The organism is Staphylococcus auricularis, from assembly GCF_051172115.1.
In the GTDB taxonomy this organism is placed as follows: domain Bacteria; phylum Bacillota; class Bacilli; order Staphylococcales; family Staphylococcaceae; genus Staphylococcus; species Staphylococcus auricularis_A.
This window is the reverse complement of sequence record NZ_JBPIZN010000002.1, coordinates 73837-94701: the sequence shown is the minus strand read 5'-3', so window position 1 is coordinate 94701 and position 20865 is coordinate 73837. Positions and strand designations below refer to the sequence as shown.

The 20865-nt window shown below is 36.5% G+C and carries 16 protein-coding genes and 2 pseudogenes; 9 read left to right on the top strand and 9 right to left on the bottom strand.

The features are described 5' to 3' along the window. Positions 1-112: 112 nt before the first annotated feature. A complete protein-coding gene (locus tag ACSBRB_RS04750; protein ID WP_435031841.1) occupies positions 113-1282 on the top strand; it encodes an ArgE/DapE family deacylase in 1170 nt (389 codons plus the stop codon). 73 nt (positions 1283-1355) lie between these two features. Here the strand turns inward: ACSBRB_RS04750 and ACSBRB_RS04745 are convergent, their stop codons facing one another. Beyond that, positions 1356-2147 (bottom strand): arylamine N-acetyltransferase family protein, encoded by a 792-nt coding sequence (locus ACSBRB_RS04745; RefSeq protein WP_059106300.1) that lies wholly within the window; start codon positions 2145-2147, stop codon positions 1356-1358. Positions 2148-2431: 284 nt separating this feature from the next. Between ACSBRB_RS04745 and ACSBRB_RS04740 the strand changes: the two genes are divergently transcribed. Next, positions 2432-3481: a 2,3-butanediol dehydrogenase gene (locus ACSBRB_RS04740; RefSeq protein ID WP_435031840.1), complete on the top strand. Its 1050-nt coding sequence runs from the start codon at positions 2432-2434 to the stop codon at positions 3479-3481. 238 nt (positions 3482-3719) lie between these two features. Further along, positions 3720-4769: a 2,3-butanediol dehydrogenase gene (locus ACSBRB_RS04735; RefSeq protein ID WP_435031839.1), complete on the top strand. Its 1050-nt coding sequence runs from the start codon at positions 3720-3722 to the stop codon at positions 4767-4769. A 182-nt stretch (positions 4770-4951) separates the two neighbouring features. On the opposite strand, the gene ACSBRB_RS04730 is transcribed toward ACSBRB_RS04735, so the two are convergent. Further along, positions 4952-5569: a flavodoxin family protein gene (locus tag ACSBRB_RS04730; protein ID WP_059106297.1), complete on the bottom strand. Its 618-nt coding sequence runs from the start codon at positions 5567-5569 to the stop codon at positions 4952-4954. Between the two features lie 63 nt (positions 5570-5632). After that, positions 5633-6529, bottom strand: a complete 897-nt coding sequence (locus ACSBRB_RS04725) for a DUF5996 family protein (protein WP_435031838.1) — start codon at positions 6527-6529, stop codon at positions 5633-5635. Positions 6530-6929: 400 nt separating this feature from the next. On the opposite strand from ACSBRB_RS04725, the gene ACSBRB_RS04720 reads away from it, so the two are divergent. Continuing rightward, positions 6930-8744, top strand: a complete 1815-nt coding sequence (locus tag ACSBRB_RS04720) for a 3-hydroxyacyl-CoA dehydrogenase (protein WP_435031837.1) — start codon at positions 6930-6932, stop codon at positions 8742-8744. 119 nt (positions 8745-8863) lie between these two features. On the opposite strand, the gene ACSBRB_RS04715 is transcribed toward ACSBRB_RS04720, so the two are convergent. After that, positions 8864-9553 carry a M15 family metallopeptidase gene (locus ACSBRB_RS04715; protein WP_059106294.1) on the bottom strand — a complete coding sequence of 230 codons (690 nt, stop codon included), beginning with the start codon at positions 9551-9553 and terminating at the stop codon, positions 8864-8866. 360 nt (positions 9554-9913) lie between these two features. On the opposite strand from ACSBRB_RS04715, the gene ACSBRB_RS04710 reads away from it, so the two are divergent. The 5 genes from ACSBRB_RS04710 to ACSBRB_RS04690 all read left to right on the top strand — a co-directional run bounded on the left by ACSBRB_RS04710 (position 9914) and on the right by ACSBRB_RS04690 (position 14666). Continuing rightward, complete coding sequence (locus tag ACSBRB_RS04710; RefSeq protein ID WP_059106293.1) at positions 9914-10636, top strand: hypothetical protein; 723 nt, start codon at positions 9914-9916, stop codon at positions 10634-10636. 10 nt (positions 10637-10646) lie between these two features. Next, entirely contained in the window at positions 10647-11357 is a 711-nt protein-coding gene (locus ACSBRB_RS04705) for an AAA family ATPase (RefSeq protein WP_435031836.1), read from the top strand. A gap of 254 nt (positions 11358-11611) precedes the next feature. Then, positions 11612-12433 (top strand): class I SAM-dependent methyltransferase, encoded by an 822-nt coding sequence (locus ACSBRB_RS04700; protein ID WP_435031835.1) that lies wholly within the window; start codon positions 11612-11614, stop codon positions 12431-12433. Between the two features lie 258 nt (positions 12434-12691). Continuing rightward, positions 12692-13765: an acyltransferase family protein gene (locus tag ACSBRB_RS04695; protein ID WP_435031834.1), complete on the top strand. Its 1074-nt coding sequence runs from the start codon at positions 12692-12694 to the stop codon at positions 13763-13765. A gap of 166 nt (positions 13766-13931) precedes the next feature. Then, positions 13932-14666 (top strand): NAD-dependent protein deacylase, encoded by a 735-nt coding sequence (locus ACSBRB_RS04690; protein ID WP_370688039.1) that lies wholly within the window; start codon positions 13932-13934, stop codon positions 14664-14666. 51 nt (positions 14667-14717) lie between these two features. On the opposite strand, the gene ACSBRB_RS04685 is transcribed toward ACSBRB_RS04690, so the two are convergent. The 5 genes and pseudogenes from ACSBRB_RS04685 to ACSBRB_RS04665 form a co-directional block, all read right to left on the bottom strand. Continuing rightward, a complete protein-coding gene (locus tag ACSBRB_RS04685; protein WP_435031833.1) occupies positions 14718-15332 on the bottom strand; it encodes an NDxxF motif lipoprotein in 615 nt (204 codons plus the stop codon). 74 nt (positions 15333-15406) lie between these two features. Next, positions 15407-16014: pseudogene (locus ACSBRB_RS04680) on the bottom strand (NDxxF motif lipoprotein). A 473-nt stretch (positions 16015-16487) separates the two neighbouring features. Continuing rightward, positions 16488-16985 carry a GNAT family N-acetyltransferase gene (locus ACSBRB_RS04675; RefSeq protein ID WP_059106286.1) on the bottom strand — a complete coding sequence of 166 codons (498 nt, stop codon included), beginning with the start codon at positions 16983-16985 and terminating at the stop codon, positions 16488-16490. 240 nt (positions 16986-17225) lie between these two features. Beyond that, positions 17226-17462 (bottom strand): HAD family hydrolase, encoded by a 237-nt coding sequence (locus tag ACSBRB_RS04670; protein WP_232234375.1) that lies wholly within the window; start codon positions 17460-17462, stop codon positions 17226-17228. Between the two features lie 469 nt (positions 17463-17931). After that, positions 17932-20735 (bottom strand): annotated as a pseudogene (locus ACSBRB_RS04665) (type I restriction endonuclease subunit R). Between the last annotated feature and the right edge of the window lie 130 nt (positions 20736-20865).

Here is a 20865-nt window from a genome sequence, read left to right as displayed (position 1 = left end):
TACACGCAGCAAACGCACCACATTGTTCAAAAATGGAGGGCACATATTTTAAATTCGCAGTAAAAAGACACCGGTTCCTAGCTTACTGATTTTAGATAAAGGGGATGTGTGCATGAGTCTATTTAGTGAAGCACAAAAACTACAGTTTTTAGAAGATTTAATCTTGATTGATACCGTTAATCACAACGAGCTTGAAGTCTGTCGTTATTTACAACAACTGCTCTCTGACCACAATATCGAGGCGAAGATTATCGAATTAGGTGAACACCGTGCGAACCTAGTCGCTGAAATTGGAGAAGAAGGTCCTGTGCTCGGAATTTCTGGTCATATGGATGTCGTTTCACCTGGTGACCACGATAAATGGACATATGATCCATTCAAGCTCACTGAGGTGGATGGAAAATTATATGGTCGCGGTACAGCAGATATGAAAGCGGGATTACTCGCACTCGTACTCAGCCTCATTGAGATTCACGATCAAAACCTACTCCATACTGGACGCATTCGTCTACTTGCCACAACAGGGGAAGAAATCGTAGGTGAAGGCGCGAAAGCATTCCAACAACAAGGTTATATGAATGATGTTGAAGCATTGATTATCGCAGAACCTTCGCAAGATAGAATTATTTACGCCCATCGTGGCTCTATGGATATTCGGATTACTTCTCGCGGTCATGCGTCTCACAGTTCTATGCCAGAGCTTGGATTTAATGCGATTACGCCACTCATTCAATTCATTCATGACGTGAACGACCAATTCAGTCAGTTCGATCAACAGAATGATCTCCTCGGACATGCGATTATGAATAACACACTCATCAAAGGTGGCGAACAAGTGAATTCTATCCCGGCTTATGCCGAAGCTGAATTCAATATTCGTACAATTCCTGAACATGACAACGAACAATTTATCACTTTTTTCAAAGACGTTTTATCACAAATTGAAACGGAGGACACAGATTTAGAAATGGATGCTTACATGTCCAGACTTCCTGTGTACACCACTGGTCATAATCAACTCGTCGAACTCGCCATTCAGATGGGTGAAAAATACTTAAATACGACGCTCCCTTCAGAAGCTTCTCCCGGAGTTACAGATGCTTCAGATTTACTATTAGATAAAGGAGAAGGCTTCCCGTTCATCATGTTCGGACCAGGTACGATGGATCAAGCCCACCAAGTCGATGAACATATTGAAAAATCAGCTTACTTTACCTTTATCGATTTATTCACAGAAATGCTGCCAACCTATCTAGAACAACTCAATCCATCGACAAACTAAGTTGCTAAACAAAAAAGCAAGTTAAGGTGGCTAACTTAACTTGCTTATCTTCCAATAAATGCTATTTTAAAACTCAATCATTCGCCGGTTCGAGCGTTTTAACCGTTTCATCAATATCAAAGTAATCTTTTAGGATTTCGCGATAATTATCCGACGTCACAGGTAATTTCTGCTGTCCAGACGTATCTGTAATCGTTAAATGATGTTGTGACATCGTGTAACGGCCTTCTTCAGTTAAACGACTCACAACTAAATTTTGTACAAAGCCGGATGCGGGATCATGTTGGTTCTTATCGATAACCTCATCGAAATAGTCTATCGGACGGTCTATAAAATCAAAACTATACTGTGTCTTCCAAGGGCTTGCTTCATCTACTTTTTGTTGCATCTCATAATCATCCGTTGTCCCTTTGATGACGCGATAAAGACCTGAATGATGATCATCAACAACCTCACCTGTCAAAGGTACTGGAACGGTAGATGCATTACCGAAACCAACGTCGACAAGATACGTACTCCCATCGAGTTTGACGTATGTCGTTAGATGTGAATCTTTAAATACAAAGTCACCTTCTGGCGTATAAACGGTTGCGGCCAGTCTCCCTACCGTGTAACCTTTTGCCTTTAAATAGTACTGGCTCAGGGTATTCAACTCATAACAGAAGCCGCCTCGATGCTGATGGACGATCTTGTCAAAGTTAGTTTCAACATCCGTAGAAATCGGCACACCGTTCTGAACATGAATATCTTCAAAAGGGATATGTTTCATAAATTGTGTCATATAGTGCGCCAAGCCATCGACGGTATGACTTTCGACACGAGCTGGATCGACCTCGATATAGTGTTCAAACGCAGATATATCCATTTTGTAACCTCCTTTTTGTTACTTTGTAATCACGTTAGCTAATCTTTCTATTTCATTTAACGCATGCTTGTACCATTTGATGATTGAACAACTCAGCACCACGCACACGACATTTTCAAACGCGCATTCACGCCCATCGTTACACATTTTAAATTGTGTAAAAATTAAATACAGTTCTAATCCATTTTCGTCAACAAAATTTCAGATTTAATATTATATATCTTGTATTATTGGTGTTAAAATATTCTGTAGAAATAGATTAAATAAGTTAGGGGACATGTACTATGAAAGCAGCAGTATACTATGGTAAAAAAGATATCCGTGTAGAAGAATGGGAAGACCGTCCACTTCAAGCAGACGAAGTTAAAGTGAAAGTCGCTTGGACTGGTATTTGTGGTAGTGATTTACACGAATACGTTGACGGCCCACTCAACACACCCGCAGAACCAAATAGATATACACATAGACAACTTCCATTCCCACTCGGTCACGAATTCTCAGGTATTGTGGAAGATATCGGTGCAGACGTAACACACGTCGCTAAAGGGGACCGTGTCGTTATCAACCCTTCATTAACACCTGACAACCAACCAGAAGGCTTTGACAATACTGAAGGTATCGGCTTCTTAGGTCTTATCCGTCCGGGTGCCTTTGCGCAATATGTCAATGCACCAGAAACAGTCGTACACAAAGTACCAGACAATCTACCCCTTAAATATGCAGCACTTGTAGAACCACAAGCCGTTGCGAACCAAGCGATTAAAGAAGCACGACTTGCCTTTGGTCAAACCGTTGCTGTAATTGGTGTTGGACCAATTGGTATTGCAACTATTTTAGGCGCTAAAAGTGCTGGTGCAAAACGTATCGTTGCCATCGACTTATCTGATGAACGTTTAAGCTTAGCAAAAGATATGGGTGCTGATGCGGTTTACAATTCCAACAATTTCGATACACAACAAATTTTAGATAGTGAAGGTTTCGACAAAGGCTTCGACGTGACATTCGAAGTTGCTGAAGTCGCACCTACATTTGTTCAAGCTATCGAATTAACAAAAGCCCGTGGTCAAGTGAGCATCCTAAGCATTTTCGCTCATGAAATCGAATGGAACCCTGCGCAACTTACTAAATCATTCGTCAACGTACAAGCGTCACTCGGTTATACGTACGATACATTCTTAGATACATTAGAACTTATCGCAAATGGTCGTATTGATGCTTCTAAAATGATTACGTCAGAAATTTCACTCGATGAAGTTCCAGACGGCTTTGAATTATTAGCTAATGATAAAAAACAAGCTAAAATTTTAGTTAACGTAGACGGCGAAGATAACTAATTCACACGACTGCATAGATATATTTTAAGACCAGGCGTCACTGCCTGGTCTATTTTATGGAAAAAAGAACCGTCAGAACCGCTTTTTCCAACCCCTTCCACCCCAGCATCCTCAGAGTTTGTGAAAATTTTAACAAAATATTTTCTATATATTAATTTAAGTTTCATTAATGTAACTTCCGGTTAAGTAGTGTTAAACTTATCTTTGTGGAATCTTTAAAAGTTAGGGGACATGTATGATGAAAGCAGCAGTTTACTATGGTAAAAAAGACATCCGTGTGGAAGATTGGGAAGACCGTCCACTTCAAGCTGACGAAGTAAAAGTCAAAGTGGCTTGGATTGGTATTTGCGGTAGTGACTTACACGAATATGTTCATGGTCCGTTAAATACACCAGAAGAAGAAGACGAATTTACAGGAAGAACTCTTCCATTCCCATTAGGACATGAATTTACAGGTATTATAGAAGAAGTGGGTTCAGATGTAACTAAAGTCGCTAAAGGTGACCGCGTTGTAATCAACCCTGCTTTAACGTTAGACAATCAACCTGAAGGCTTCGATAACACTGAAGGCGTGGCTACTTTAGGCTTAAACCGTCCAGGTGGTTTCGCACAATACGTAAACGTGCCAGAAACAGTCGCACATAAAGTACCAGAAGATTTATCACTTAAATATGCAGCACTTACTGAACCACAAGCCGTTGCAATTCAAGCCATTAAAGAATCTGGTTTGAAATTCGGTGAAACCGTTGCTGTCATCGGTGTAGGTCCAATTGGTATCGCTACAATCTTAGGTGCAAAAGGTGCCGGTGCGAAACGTATCGTTGCCATCGACTTATCTGATGAACGCTTAAACTTAGCGAAAGAAATGGGCGCAGATGCCGTATACAATTCTAAAGATTACACTTCAGATCAAATCTTAGAAAATGAAGGTTTCGAAAATGGCTTCGACGTAACATTTGAAGTCGCAGGTGTTGCCCCTACATTCGTTCAATCTATTGATTTAACAAGAGCACGTGGTCAAGTTGTTATCTTGAGTATCTTCTCTAAAGAAATCAACTGGAACCCTGCGCAACTTACTAAATCATTCGTAAACGTTAAAGCCTCTCTTGGTTATACGTACGATACATTCTTAGATACAATGGAATTAATTGAAAATGAACGTATCAATTCACCCAAAATGGTTACTTCAGAAATCAAACTTGATGAAGTTCCAGACGGCTTTGAATTATTAGCTAACGACAAAAAACAAGCTAAAATCTTAGTTAACGTTGATGGTGAAGATAACTAATTCCAGTCATCTAAGATATATACTGTCAGAAACAAATTTGAAATCTTTTTCCAATCAAAATGAGCCATTAAATGCTTTCTTTGTTGAAGTCATTTAATGGCTTTTTTATATTACTATTACTTACCTTTCAACAAACAATCCACTTCGTAAAGGCGCCACCACAACAGCGACACCCGCTTCAATTAACCATCTAATTGGTTACCTTCATTTGGGATAGGTGTTGCATCTAAAATACGTGCCATATGAATGGTATTGTAAGCGAGCCATTGTACATGTTGTTTGGTAAATTCATTTTCATGATCGATATCTCTATAAGAAGGGCCTGGTCCTGCTTCTCCGACCCAATAGGCATCCACATTTGGCGGAATAGTAAATCCGATATGTGACAATCCATAAAGCACTGACGCTGATGCATGTTTCGCTCCGTCTTCATTACCTGTCACAATCACACCACCGACTTTGTTGTAAAATGCGGCTTGTCCTTTTTCATTTTTAATACTATTACTACCGTACATACGTTCAATGACTAAGTTAGCAACACTGCTTTTCTCACCTAACCAAAGGGGTGTACCGATGAGTACGATGTTCGCGTCGAGAATTTTATCTAAGATTTGTGGCCATTCATCGCCATCCCCCATATCACTATCGATTCCGTATTTTACATCGTAATCTGTCACTCTCACCATTTCAGTTTCAATATTTTCTTGTTGATAAATATCTATAACTTCATTCGCTAAAGCTTCCGTATGTGAAGGTTCGTCACCTGTTTTTAACGTCGTATTTAAAATTAACGCTTTCATATTAAGCCTCCAGACCTTTCATTTTTCTCTATCTTAAATTCGCAGTTGGCTAAATGATTCTAATTAATCTAAGTGGTTTTCACGCATTTTCAGTGGTAAGTGGAAATGGTCGCAATCTTCCCAGTTCAAGTAAGATTGTAAAAGATTATATGATTCATATAAGAATTTCTCGACTGATTTCACCGTATCTTGGCCGTAATCTGAAACTTCTAACAAGAACTCGCCCATATCGCCATCGAAATAGCTGCCATCTGGGAAGTCTTCATGGCATTCAAAATCATCTTCCGCAAATGGATATGACATCACGAAGAACGTAGGCCCCTTAAACTGATCATCACCAAACCAGAAGCCGAATTCGATCATCTCTTCATCAAATGCGGCACGTTCAATCACTTTGTCATCATCTTCAAATGGACGGTGCACATTGTTGATGATCGCACTAGAAATATCAAACGTACCCCAGAATAAACCGGATTGGAATTTTCTTGTGCGAAGAGATGCGATAAATGTAGATTCAGCATGATACGCAAATTTCATAATGTCGAGTGCTTTGTTGCTGATTTCGCTGTCATAATGATGATGTGTCGTATCTTGTTCAAATGGTGTTGTATCTTCGACTTCTTGTGGCGTCGTATTAATCTCTACAGTCACGCCATTTTGTTTTAAGAAATCACGAATCTCTTCGTAATAATCTTTGATTGTTGTGCCATTTTCTAACGGAATAAAGGATTTATTGCGTCCTGCACGAATTTCAATTTCATCATCAAGTAAGTTAACCGTAATTGAAAAATCTTTATCTTCACAATGCAACATGCCTGTCGTAAAGCCTTGTACAGTGATATCCAACGGGACATGAGCCCATTGAGGTTGTTGATACGCTGCTTCAAGTTTATATTTTCCTAAAATTTGGGATAACAGATGCATGGTTTCTTTCTCTTGTTTCCATTCTTCAAGTAACATAAAATCCTTTCACCTCATCTTAGTTTAAGATTTATTAATCACCTACCCCCTCTTATCGCAAATAATCATTTTATGAAGATATAAAGATTGACCTATATTTGACTTAAAAATTGTGAAAAAGGGGTATAACCCATCATATAGTGGATAATATGAAACCATTGATGTCATCTATGCATTCAGTGAATGATAAACCGATACAGTGACACACGTTTCTGCCATACGCAATTCATATTTACTCCCTAGCAAAATAAAAAATTATTTAATTTAGTTTGTGAAATATATAACAAGAGTTTTTGGTAAACTATCTTAATTAAGAGCTGTATACTATAGTTATACTGTAAAGGTTTATTCTTTTTGTCTTATTTAATATTTAAATATTTGGGAAAGAGGGTTAGTTATTATGGATATTAAAAACGCTACAGTTGCCGGTGGTGGCGTACTTGGTAGCCAAATCGCATTCCAAGCCGCTTTTCACGATTTCGATGTCACTCTTTACGACATCAGTGATGATGCTATCGACAAAGCAAGTAAAAATCTTGAATCTTTAAAAGACAGATATAAAGAAGATTTAGATGCTTCTCAAGATAAAGTCGACAAAACATATGATTCTATTCAATTGACTTCTGAACTTGAAGATGCTGTATCTCAAGCAGACATCGTCATTGAAGCAATCCCTGAAACACTTGATATCAAAACAGACTTCTACACAAGTCTTGCAGATGTAGCACCTGAAAATACAATCTTCGCTACAAACACTTCTACATTAGCTCCAAGTGATTTCAAAGAAGCAACTAAACGTGAAGATCGCTTCTTAGCACTTCACTTCGCAAACGAAGTATGGAACTTCAACACTGCAGAAGTGATGGGTACAGAAGATACTTCAGAAGAAACTTACAACACTGTCGTTGATTTCGCTGAAGCAATGGGTATGGTTTCTATCCCTATTAAAAAAGAACAACCTGGATACATCCAAAACTCATTACTCGTACCTTACTTACATGCCGGTGAATACTTATTCGGTGACGATATCGCAGATCCACATACAATTGATAAAACATGGATGAAAGCGACAAATTCAGAATTCGGACCATTCAGTGCCATCGATACTATCGGTCTTAACACAAACCTTAACATCGTGAAAAACGATTACGAAAAAGACCAAAAAGATTGGCAAAAAAAATACATGGATAAACTCCAAGAACGTATTGACGATGGTAAAACAGGGAAAGCTGCTGGTGAAGGATTCTACAAATATCCTAACCCACTCTTCGAACAAGAAGATTTCTTCAACAATCCTGAAGAAATTCGCAATTTAACTCACGGCTTCAACAATGTCACTGTTGCAGGTGGCGGTGTGCTTGGTAGCCAAATCGCATTCCAAGTTGCTACAGGTGGCTTCAATGTATCACTTTACGATATCAGCGATGAAGCAGTTGAAGCAGCAAAAAACCGCGTAAGCAACATCAAACCTCAATACAAAGATGATATGAACGCATCTGACAGCGACGTAGATGAAATCGAAGGACGCATTTCATTCTTCTCTGACTTACAAGAAGCAGTGAAAGATGCAGACTTAGTCATCGAAGTTGTACCAGAAAACATTAAAATCAAACGTTCATTCTACAGCGATCTTCGCGACGTTGTACCAGAAAAAACAATCATCGCTTCAAATACTTCAACATTAAAACCAAGTGATTTCGAAGAAGATACAGGTCGCCCAGAACAATTCGGTGCCCTTCACTTCGCTAATCACGTTTGGAAAAACAACACTGGTGAAGTAATGCCTGGTTCTAAAACAACTGACGACACTTACAACAAATTACTCGCATTTGCCCGCGACATCCACTTAGTTGTCCTTCCTGTAAGAAGAGAACAACCTGGTTATATCTTAAACACATTACTTGTTCCATTCTTAAACGCAGGATTAGACTTAAATGCACGCGGCGTTGCTGAACCAGAATTGATCGACAAAACATGGATGATCGCAACTGGCGCACCAATGGGACCATTCGGTATCATCGATAATGTTGGATTAAACACAACTAAAAATATTAAAGAAGCTGAATACGAACAAACAAACGATGAAACAGATAAAAAAATCGTTGATCTCCTTCAAGAAAAAATTGATAAAGGCGAAACTGGTATCAACGAAGGAAAAGGCTTCTACGACTATTCAGACGGTATCCCATACAACAACCCAGACTTCTTAAAATAAGAATAAGGGACAGGCTACACGTCATTAACGATATATCTAGTTGATGCAACGCATTAAGCCATTAAGTGATTCGTTCACTTAATGGCTTTTTTATATGCGCTATTTTATTCTGCGAAACATTATTTCTCTTTATCTTCTTCATCCAAACCGACATATTCTTCTAAGGCTTTGCCAGATTCTTTAATTTTTTCTGCATCTGATTTACCGACATATCTGAGATGCCATGGTTCGTATTGGTATCCTGTGATGTCTTCTTTACCTTCAGGATATCTCACTATAAATCCGTACTCATGCGCATGATTTTTGATCCATTTACCCGCGTTCGTTTCTCCAAAGGATTGATCAAAGTTATTCGGTGCATCTTGTGAACCAATATCGAACGCTAAGCCGGATTGATGTTCTGAGGTACCGGGTTCTGCGCTATATTTTTTGGCAGCTGCTTTGCCATCTCGTTGGACATATTCATTAAAGACTTGTTCTTGATATTGATAGCTTCTAAATCCGCTTGTAATGAATAAGTTTAAACCCTCTTGATTACCATCCTCTAACAGTTGATTTAACGCTTTTTTCGCTTTCGTGTCTTCACCTGGATTGTAATCTTCAGGCAACGGATGGTCGGCGTTCACAATTAAGATATCATCAACATATGTCACACCGTCTTTCACTTCTTTGTGATGTTCAGGTTCCTGTTTCACTTGTTCCGTATTTGATTTTTGATTTTTATCCTCAGATTGCTCTGTATCATTTTGTGTACCACACGCTGCTAAACCCAGACACAACCCCACAACAAGTAACTTCATTTTATGCATTTCAGGAGCCTCCTATGTGTAATAACGCAATTTAAGTTTACTATAGACTACCTTCATCCTCTACAACATATTTCACCCATATCGTAACATGTTTATGCCGTTTAATTAAAAATGAGCTTAGTTGCAGAGAGATTTCCTACGTTTATTTAAAAAAGCACTTCACATTTTCTGAATATTACAATATATTTAAATTATCTTATTTTCTTTATCATATTGGATTTCAGTACATAAATAAATAAACGATCTCACATTCACTACATATTTTACAAAAATCTTACCAAAGAAAGTAAGTGTATCTATCATCACCGGCTAATTTGTCCTTCACAAGCAAGACGAAACTGCCACGATAAGGAGAATTTTATGAGACAAACACTCGCTTTTTTCAACTATTACGTGAAGATGCTTTCAAAAGATAAGATCTCGTTATTTTGGACCATTCTTTTTCCATTGGTTCTGTCGTTAATCACTTATTTGCCGCTTCAAAATCAATTTGAAACCAACACGCAAAAGCTCGAATTTCTTTATGTTTATTGGGCGTTTTCCATCGTAATGATCTTCGTAAATGGTGTAGGTTCTTATTTTGCAACCATTAGACAACACGGTTTATTAAAAACGTTCTTTTCCATTTCAGGAAAGAAACACCCATTTGTATTATCGATTATTATCGCACAGCTCATTGTCGGATTAATTTCGTTGACTCTGTTGACGGTCGTTATGGGCTTCATATTAGATGTATTTTCACTTCGAATATTTATCAATATGTTGCTTTACTTTATCGCCATCGTCCCATTAGCACCTGCGTTTTTAATCATCGCATTTATTCCTGTGAAAGCTGAATCCGTGTCGACGATTCTCAATATTATCACAATCGTGCTCTTCATCCTTACCGCTAATTCCAGCAATCAATTCGGCGGTTTCGAGTGGCTCAATCCGTTGTATTACTTCAGAGAATTATCCCTCGTCATCGGTCAGATTCACACACATCCCTTATTACCACTCTTGAGTGTCTACGCCGTTTATTTAATCATTGGTCTATTTTCACTCTTAAAATTAGATATTAATTCGAAAGTCCAAAGAACATGAGGTGCTCGCTATGTATGAAATCAATGACATGACTTTTAAATATAAGAAAACGACCTATCCAGCATTAAAAAATATTAGTTTTAAACTTTCGCCAGGCGTGCTTAACGTATTGGTCGGTGAAAATGGGGCTGGAAAAACAACGCTCATGGACTGTATGGCTGGCATGCACAAGGTGGATGCATTACATCAACTCCCACCACAGCGTGACATGATCTATATGACACAAAACATGTTTTTTACGTCTTACACTACGGGCCAAGATATTATTCAACTCATTAAACATATGGGGTCTGCTAAAGAGTGCGCTCAATTCGATGATAAAATCAAGCAAGGTTTAGAGCCGCAAGAACTGGACAAACTCGACCATCTCAGTCATCTTTCAATCGGTAAAATGTCTGAAGGTGAAAAGAAGTGGCTATACATCACGTTACTCTCTGCGCTCAATCGTAAATTGTATTTATTCGACGAACCGACAAGTGGGGTAGACCCTCGTTCTCGAAAGTTAATCATTAAACGACTCAAAGCATTAGCGAAAGACAAGACCGTACTTATCTCAACACATCAACTTCAAGATCTGTATCATTCGACGAGCCAAATCATTTTCATTCATGATGGAAAGAAAATCTATGACGACACCTTTGATCAGTGGTTAATCGATATGAAGACAGAGGATCCAGACAAAGCGTTTGAAGACACTATTTCCCAGGAAATAGATGTGTAAGTCATCTTCATCTCTTCATACGCGCATCCCACCTTTTATTCCTAAAATGAGCCAAGGCAACCATTCGCTGGCTCATTTTTTATCGTCTTAAAAATAAAATTGTAAAAATATATGATTTTAGTAGTTTGAAATGGTAATCTAACTATGACTCTGTACGCTCACATATGAAGGTAGTATCATTTATGATATAGCTGATCATATTAATCAAGTATAAAATGTAATGAACTCAAATTATGAACACAAGGAGTATAGTTATGAAAACATTAAATGGCATACCCGAATCTATGTTGATCCCTTTAGCCGCTAGAGCAGTAGAAACGAACCACTCAGAACCTATCATCAATGATCCGTATTCTAAAACGATTTTTGAACAATTAGATTATCCCTTTGCGACAATTACTCAAGCCCCATCGTCTCAAATTGGCATTAGTATACGTACATTTATTCTAGACAGAGTCGTAAAGTATTTTATTGAACATACAAAACACCCACTCATTATTAATATAGGGAGTGGTTTAGATACGCGTTATAAACGATTGAAGCTCGACGACGTCCCTTGGTTTGATATAGATGTACCAGAAGCGATTGAAGTGCGCGCGCCATTTTTCCCTGAGACGCGTTACCATAAGATGATTGCCAAATCGATGCTAGACTTTGACTGGATTGGCCAAGTTAAGCAAGATCCTATATATCATGAATCACAAGACATCCTCTTTATCTTTGAAGGGATTCTTATGTATTTCGACAAAGCAACGAATGCGATGTTGTTAGAACAAATCAGTGAAGCGTTCAAAGATCACAATCTCCTCTTCGCGATAGAACATTGTTCTAAAACAATCGCCAAACATACGAAAGAACATAAATCCGTGTCTCAATTGAAGTCTCATCCACCTTTTAAATATGGATACAATACGCTCAGACAACTCAATGCGATTAAGCCATCACAACTGGAAGTCGCATGTGAGTTTAATTACTTTGATTACTTTAGTCATCGCTGGGGTGCGTTCGGTTTATTTCGCTTTATCCCTTTCTTAAAGCACCGCTTCAACAATAAAATCGTCTTGATGATGAATTAAGTACGTTAACTATTCGAGCATTTCCCCACGCATCCATCGTAATGTACCACAGAATAGTCCTTGCTGTTCTGTGGTATTTTTATTGTCGACTTTCGAAGACAATTCCCTTCATTGTGCGGCTTCAATAGATGCTATTTACATTTAATTAATATATATTTACAAACACTTAATATTGATAAAGGTATATTTTATTGATTTTCTTAAATACAAAATCTACCATGATTAAGGGAGTGAAGTTGAAGCAAAGGAGGTAAGTCATTGAAGAAAAAGATAGAAATTACATATGCGCGGGCATTTTTCTGTATCACCATCGTAGCCATCCACTCCTTTCCGGGACTACTCAATGATGCAGACACCCCTGATGCGAGCCTCCCATTTTATGAGTTCTTGAGGGTACTCTTATTATTCGCAACTCCGTCTTTTATTATCTTATCTGAGATTCTACTCTCTATGCGGTACTCGAATGGGCTGCCCGATGACTTCTTTCTTAAAAGAATCAAATTTATATTAATGCCATACATACTGATCGGTACATTTTTCTCACTGATGAATTATTTAGATTCGGATGGATCACAAGGGTTCTTTGAAATCTTTACCAACAATGTCCTCTATGGGAATTGGCACGGCTGGTTTATCATTGTGATCTTTCAGTTTTATATCTTACATGCATTATTCTATAAATGGTTAAACAAAGCGAATCCCCTCATCATGTTGGTGATTTCATTCCTCATTAGTTTAACGCATTCCTTACTCGCGTATGCGTACGAACCGTATTTCCAATGGTGGGACACATACTACCCATTCCATAATCGTACTGCCCTTCCATTTTGGATCTTTTACTTTATCTTTGGCTATTATTTAGGTAAAAATTACGAACGTATCATGAGTTCAGTGAAACGACATCTTTGGCCTTTGTGTGGACTGTGGGCCTTATCTGTTCTATGGATCTTCATTATGTATCACTTCTTTGATGTGACATACGTGAAATCTTATCGATTTGATTTACTGTTATATACAGTCTTTACATTCTTGCTCGTATTATATCTCATGCAAGTGATCGGCAAACACAAGTTTACGCTATTACTATTGATTAGTGATGTGTCCTTTTTCATTTATCTTTCACATCCACTCGTCAACAGTTACCTTTCTAAAGCACTTGCCTCATTCGTTGGCGTGCCATCGATTTTCTTAATCTTATTAACCTTATTTACGCTCGGCTTTAGTTTAGGTATGGCCTTTGTATTATCACACTTCCCATTATCACGCTTTGTGATTGGGAAAAATTCACTCCACAAGATGTTGGATAAGCACTTTTCACATGATGCTGGATAAATATAAGAAACGTTATCAGAGTAGGATGAACGCATGCATCCTACTCTTTTTTATGTTCAAAATGAAGGTGAAAAGCGTGAGTTTGTTTTATAAAATGAGGGATGGGCAATATAAAAATAAGTGAGATTTACATATAGGTGATAATTAAACTATGGGAGGGAAAGATGTGCCACAAGATGTCGAAACATTAAAATCAATCATTGATCAATCTGAGCAAATTGTGTTCTTCACTGGTGCTGGAATTTCTGTCGCAAGCGGCATCCCTGACTTCCGTTCAATCGGAGGACTTTATGATACTGTCGCAAAACACGGCTACGAACCCGAATATTTACTCAGTTCGGATTATTTACAACAAGATCCAGAAGGTTTTATCGATTTCTGTTATCAGTATTTATTACATGCAGATAAAGCACCCAATATCGTACATCGTTGGATTGCGGAATTAGAGGAAAATCAGCAATCTTTAGGTGTCATTACGCAAAATATAGACGGACTGCATTCCGATGCCGGTAATAAACATGTCGATGAACTTCATGGGACGCTCAACCGATTTTACTGTATGAATTGTAACGAGCAATATACGAAAGCATATGTACTCGAACATCAACTTCGTCACTGTGAAACATGTGGGGGTTACATTCGACCAGATATTGTGCTGTATGGAGAAATGTTAGATCAAGCGACGATACTCAGCGCACTTCAAAAAATCCAACAAGCCGATACGATGATTGTGCTCGGAAGCTCTCTCGTCGTGCAACCCGCAGCCGGATTAATTTCAAACTTCGAAGGCCAAAACCTAGTCATTATCAATAAAGATGTAACACCCTATGACAGAAACGCAGATTTAGTAATCCATGATGACATGGTTTCTGTGGTAGAAACCCTTCAACAACTCGATTAATATGATAAAAGCGATGATTACCGTCATTGAGGTATAACCATCGCTTCTTTATTATTTTTGAAAATTAATTGTTTCAATGCCTTTTCTATCCAAGAATTTTTCAATTTTCTCTTGTTCACGACCATTTGCTTTACTTGTATAGTCTTTTGCTTCTTTAACTTCTTTTTTAGTAGGAAAATCACCGTCTACAGCATCTTCTATCATATCAGTCACATCATCGTCTTTTTCAGAATTAACTGCTTGCATGTATTCACTGATTTTAGGCGCATATTTTTGATAACCTTCTGGAATTTGATTATTTTCGACATAGTTTTCATCGTTTTCATCTATTAAGTTTCTAGCTTTTTTAAAGGTTTTTTCCTCTTTTTTACTAAGCTCTTCATCACCATCCAACTTATCGAAATATGGCTCTATAACTCTATTAATTTTTTCATCTGTATCTAGATACGATTTGATGCTTTTTTTCATATCTGCTTCAGTTAGATTTTCATTTTCTTTATCACTATGAAAGACCTTATTTGGTAATTTAGCGGTTTGATTATTTTCATTCTGTTGTGATTGTTCTGCTTGCGTATCTTCGTCGCCTTCGACTTCATCTTCACCATTGCATCCAGCAGCTAATACCCCTAGTGCTAATACCGGTACTGCTATCATACGAAACTTCATTAACTCCACTCCTCTTGTTTAATCACGATAAAAATTAAAGATATTTTTAGTCTGAGTATAACAATCGTTCTTCCTTATTTTTGGAAATTAATTGTTTCAATCCCTTTTTCATCCAAGAATTTTTCAATTTTCTCTTGTTCACGACCATTTACGATATCATCTTTTTCATGTAATTTATCCAAATCTGCTTTAGAAGGAGTTTCACCATCTGAATATTTCTCATACATATCTAACACATCTTCCTCGTATTCATGTGCTGAACTGATATATTCACTAATTTTATTTGAATACTTTTGATAACCTTCAGGTACTTGATTATTTTCGATGTAGTTTTCAAAGTTTTCATCGTTTTCATCTAATAAATCTTCAGCTTTTTTAAATGCTTTTCCTCTTTTTTATCATGATCTTCTTCCTCATCTAACTTATCTAGATATGGATTAATTACTCTATTTATTTTTTCATCTGTATCTAGATACGTTTTGATGCTTTTTTTCATATCTGATTCAGTTAAATTTTGATTTTCTTTATCACTATGAAAGACTTTATTAGGAAGTTTAGCGGTTTGACTACTTGCACTCTGTTGAGATTGTTCCGCTTGCGTATCTTCGTCGCCTTCTACCTCTTCATTATCATTACAACCAGCAGCTAATACCCCTAGCGCTAATACCGGTACTGCTATCATTCGAAACTTCATTAACTCCACTCCTCTTGTTTAATCACGATAAAAATTAAAAGTTGTTAGTAGATATCACAATATTAGAGTAGCTAATTTATTAGTTTGTTTCAACAAAGTTTAAAAAGTTTTATACTTATATTTGGTAACCAATAAAACTACAAAAACACTAGTAGACAAACTTTCCTACTATCACATTATAGAAAATATAGGTATTAAATATTAAATCTGTCCTTATACCCAAAATAGATAAGTCAAAATAACGATGAGTGTCATTAAAACTAGAATTAAATAGAGAGCCAAGGTAATATAATTATTTCTAAAGGAATCTTTTATGTGATGTACTCCAAAAACTGGTCTGAAATTTAACTTTATGGAGTACAAGTGTTTTTTCTATACTGCTAACTAATACCATAAATTGTAGGGGTATAAAAAAGTTAGTGACCCTAGTCTCAGGTTATTGTTAATCATAATAACACCTTTTACAATAAAATTTTGTATCTAAAAGTGATACAACCATCAGGATTTGTAAAATTTGATAATTTTTGATGATTGAATTCATTTATAACTTTTTGTGAAGAAATATTTGTTGAGTCACAAGTTAACAATGCATAATTACATCCACGCAATTTTAAAATTTCTAATCCTTTTGATAATAATTTTGTTGCTACTCCCATACCTCTTTTAGTCTTTTTAACACCGTACCCAATATGCCCTCCAACATTTAGTAAGTCTTTGTTTAGATGATATCTAATATTAATAGCTCCTAATATTTCATTGTTTTCAAAACAAAAAAGAGTAACATTTTCAACCCATTCTGAGTTAAACTTTTCATTATATAAAAAATCAACATAGTCATAGAAATTTTTGTGTTCTATATTAGAAGATTGAGGAATTATTTTTTCATCATATTTTCTCCACTCTTTGATATATATGAAGTATTGTTCTACGTCTGAATATGTTAACTCTCTTATTTCCATTTATCCCCCTCCTTATGCAATGTATGAAAAAGACAGAATAACCCCTGTATTTGCAATACATTCTATTAATTATTAATTAAAAATTCTTTATAGTATTATCAAGGAGATATTTTAATAAAACTTCTATTTTACCTTCACAAACGTAAAGGTTATTTCTTTTATAAATTTCTTGACTGTTATTTGAATTAGTTAACCAAATGGCGAACATATTAACATCTAATGCTCCCAAAATATCATTTTTTAAAGAATTCCTATAAATAAGCACTCTTCAGGAGGGGTATGCATTTTAGAAGTGACATTTAAAAATGCTTGAGAATCTGGCTTTTCATAACCTATATTTTGAGATATAAAAATATTTTCTTCAAATAATGATCTAACATTGAGATTATCAATTTTAATATTCTGCTCTTCATCTTTGCCGTTAGTAAGAATTGCAAGGTTTACGTTTTCTTTCAAGGCTAAAAGTAAATCATTCATTTTTCTATTAACAGTTATACTAGATAACAATTTGAAAAAATGTTTGGAAATATATATTTGCTTCTTTATGAGAGATGTTTAAATCGAAATGTTTTAAAGTATTAATTAACCTTAATTCTCGTAACTCATCTAAAGTAATAATGCCTGCATCATGCTGTTTCCAAAAATATAAATCATATTTTCTATATAACGACATAAAATCAGTGTAATTTATACCTTTAAATAAACTATATTCTTTAAAGGTATTTCTATTAGATTTTAGCCATTAGTCATCAAAAGGAAATAGCGTATTATCTAAGTCAAAAATAATTAATTTCACTTTTCTATTCATTAATCATTCTCCTCTTCTAAAACTAATGAAGATTGTTTTATTTGTTTAATTCATAGGACAACACTAACTATGCTTATCCGCTTCATTGATAAAAGGGAGTGTTACCCTTCCAGTACCTGCTCCCTTTAATACTATGTGCTAAACACTATATTTATCTGTCATTTCTTCTACAAAGGAAGAAACGGCTTTTTTGATTCGGCGTCTTTCCTTTAATTTCTTACCTCTGACGAGTTCTTTTAATTGTTCATTGTCTACAATACCACTGTAGCCATACTGATCTGCGATAGATTTTAATTTGGGTTCATCTACATAAACCGCTTCGGCAAATTGATCAAAATCTTTTTCTTGTTTTATTTGTTCAAATGATTCATATGCATCATCAATACTATCATTTTCATTCAGCTTCGGTACAACTTCATCGATAAATTCTTGAATCAAGTCACGTTTCAAGCGCAATGTCGGATCATCTGCATTATCTAAGATACGTCTAATTTGTTCTCGGTTACGTTTTTGTTCCGCTTTATCTTTTAAATCAATTTTACGCACAAGTTCCATAATATATGACACGTTAATCATATCATTATGCATGATTTCAATTTCGAAGTCGATATCTTCTAAGATGGATACTTTACGGTTACCACCGTCAACATCAATGGGTTTCTTTTTCACTTCGTCATAAATTGCAAAGTATTTACTTCTATAATCGGCAAATTCTTGTTCATCCATGCCAATATGTTCTTCTGTAAAATCAAATTCTTCAAAGGCTTTCAATCTTAACACGAGTTTAGACAGTAATCTGAACGCTTCGACAAAGGCTTTCTTACCATTTTCATCTTGAATATCATCCACGTCTTGCGGTTTCAAAGCGATGGCTTTTAATTCAGCTAATGCATCGTTAAATTCTTCTTTATATTCTTCGTAACCTCTCATTAATACAGTATCTGTGTCATCCGTTTGAGAGAATAACTTGAGGGCTTCATCCGTATTTTTCTTCAAATCACGGTAATTGACGATTTTCCCAAATGGTTTCGTTTCTTTTTCTACACGGTTCGTACGAGAATAAGCTTGAATCAAATCGTGATGTTTTAAATTTTTATCAACATAGAGCGTATTCAACACTTTACTATCAAATCCAGTTAAGAACATATTAACGACGATTAACACATCAATTTTATTATCTTTAACGCCTTTTTTCACTGTTTTTGAAATATGGTTAAGTATTCTGAAAAACGATCTGTATTAAAGTTCGTATCAAACTGTTGATTATAATCCGCGATGATTTCTTCTAATTTATCTCTCGAATGTGTCGCATTAGTAGAAGTGTCTTTATTTTTTTCATTCGCACCATAAGTGTATACCCCAGCAACCACCAAAGGATGTTCATAATCGCCACTAATTTTCTTAAACATATCATAGTATTTAATTAAGGCAGGGATACTTTGAACAGTTAAGATAGCGGAATATTGGCGATTTCTCGTATATTTGTCATGGTTTTCAGTAATATGACGCGCGATCAATTCAATGCGTTTATCCGCCAACATGACACCCTCTGTATCGATGCCAGCCACCATTTCATCTTCGTCACTCAATCTATATTTAGGATCAATCGTCCGAGCGTAATCAACGGAAAAGCCTAGTACATTACCGTCATGAATCGCATCTTTAATCAAGTACGTGTGGAGACAGCGTCCAAAGATATCTGCAGTACTGCGCCCGTCCTGACTTTTATTTTCTTCAAAGCGAGGTGTACCAGTAAAGCCAAAGAACTGTGCGTTGTTGAAGTGTTGGCGAACGATGCGATGCATATCACCAAATTGACTGCGGTGACATTCGTCGATGATGAAGACAACTTTGTCCGTTTTATATTGTTCTAACGCTTCTGCATTATTTGAGACTGCTTTCGCCATCTTTTGAATCGTTGTGACGATGAGTGGCAAACTTTTATCCTTGAGTTGTTTCACAAGTTGTGCCGTATGATTCGTCTTATCGACAGCGCCCTTCGCAAACTTGTTGAACTCTTCTTCCGTTTGACTATCCAAGTCTTTACGGTCAACGAGGAAGATTACCTTTTTAACATCTGGTTGTTCAGCTAAAATTTGGCTTGCTTTAAATGAAGTGAGCGTTTTACCACTGCCGGTCGTATGCCAGATGTATCCATTGTTATTGGTTTCTTTCGCCTGATTGATCAATGCTTCAACCGCATGCACTTGGTACGGACGCATCGCCATGAGCAGTCGATCCGTTTCGTTTAAAATCATATAACGAGAGACCATTTTCGCAAGTTGGCACGGTCTTAAAAACGTATCCGTAAAATCATTTAATGTGTTAATACGTTTATTTTCTTTATCACTCCAGTAAAACATATGACTCTTGAAGATTTCTCCGTCGTTGTTTGAAATATAGCGCGTTTCCATCCCATTACTGATCACAAACATTTGTATATAGCGGAATAACCCAGTATAGTTTTGTTTTCGATAACGCATCACTTGGTTAAACGCTTCATTTATATCCACACCACGGCGTTTTAATTCTACTTGAACGAGCGGCAACCCATTAATCAAGATCGTCACATCATATCTCGCTTTATATTTATCTTCGACCGCAACTTGATTTGTGACTTGGAAAGTGTTCTTGCACCAATGTTTCGTATCTAAAAACGATAAATAAACTTCTGATTCATCGTCACGTTTCAATGGTAATTTATCACGTAGAATACGCGCACTTTCGAAGATACTTTTCCCATTTATCATCGTTAATAGACGTTGAAATTCTTTATCTGTTAATGGCTGTCACTCTAATTTATCTGCGTGACGTTCGTTTAAAATCGCGCGAAAGTTATCCATCAATTGTTGTTCGGTTTTAATCTTCACATTTTCATAGCCATTGGATTCGAGCTGTTCCATCATTTTCGTCTCTAATGTAGACTCACTTTGATTAGCCATCGCATTCCCCTACCTTTATACCGATTACTCTTTATTATAATATATATACCGCTTCACGTGGTGGAAATATAAATAATTTCAATTAAATTTAACACTATATTTTAGATCATAATTAAACAGGTGAGCATTA

What these genes read in the sequence shown, in the direction of transcription:
- ACSBRB_RS04750 (WP_435031841.1), top strand. Translation starts at nt 113, where the DNA reads ATGAGTCTATTTAGTGAAGCACAAAAACTACAGTTTTTAGAAGATTTA.
- ACSBRB_RS04745 (WP_059106300.1), bottom strand. Translation starts at nt 2,147, where the DNA reads ATGGATATATCTGCGTTTGAACACTATATCGAGGTCGATCCAGCTCGT.
- ACSBRB_RS04740 (WP_435031840.1), top strand. Translation starts at nt 2,432, where the DNA reads ATGAAAGCAGCAGTATACTATGGTAAAAAAGATATCCGTGTAGAAGAA.
- ACSBRB_RS04735 (WP_435031839.1), top strand. Translation starts at nt 3,720, where the DNA reads ATGAAAGCAGCAGTTTACTATGGTAAAAAAGACATCCGTGTGGAAGAT.
- ACSBRB_RS04730 (WP_059106297.1), bottom strand. Translation starts at nt 5,569, where the DNA reads ATGAAAGCGTTAATTTTAAATACGACGTTAAAAACAGGTGACGAACCT.
- ACSBRB_RS04725 (WP_435031838.1), bottom strand. Translation starts at nt 6,529, where the DNA reads ATGTTACTTGAAGAATGGAAACAAGAGAAAGAAACCATGCATCTGTTA.
- ACSBRB_RS04720 (WP_435031837.1), top strand. Translation starts at nt 6,930, where the DNA reads ATGGATATTAAAAACGCTACAGTTGCCGGTGGTGGCGTACTTGGTAGC.
- ACSBRB_RS04715 (WP_059106294.1), bottom strand. Translation starts at nt 9,553, where the DNA reads ATGCATAAAATGAAGTTACTTGTTGTGGGGTTGTGTCTGGGTTTAGCA.
- ACSBRB_RS04710 (WP_059106293.1), top strand. Translation starts at nt 9,914, where the DNA reads ATGAGACAAACACTCGCTTTTTTCAACTATTACGTGAAGATGCTTTCA.
- ACSBRB_RS04705 (WP_435031836.1), top strand. Translation starts at nt 10,647, where the DNA reads ATGTATGAAATCAATGACATGACTTTTAAATATAAGAAAACGACCTAT.
- ACSBRB_RS04700 (WP_435031835.1), top strand. Translation starts at nt 11,612, where the DNA reads ATGAAAACATTAAATGGCATACCCGAATCTATGTTGATCCCTTTAGCC.
- ACSBRB_RS04685 (WP_435031833.1), bottom strand. Translation starts at nt 15,332, where the DNA reads ATGAAGTTTCGTATGATAGCAGTACCGGTATTAGCACTAGGGGTATTA.
- ACSBRB_RS04675 (WP_059106286.1), bottom strand. Translation starts at nt 16,985, where the DNA reads ATGGAAATAAGAGAGTTAACATATTCAGACGTAGAACAATACTTCATA.
- ACSBRB_RS04670 (WP_232234375.1), bottom strand. Translation starts at nt 17,462, where the DNA reads ATGAATGATTTACTTTTAGCCTTGAAAGAAAACGTAAACCTTGCAATT.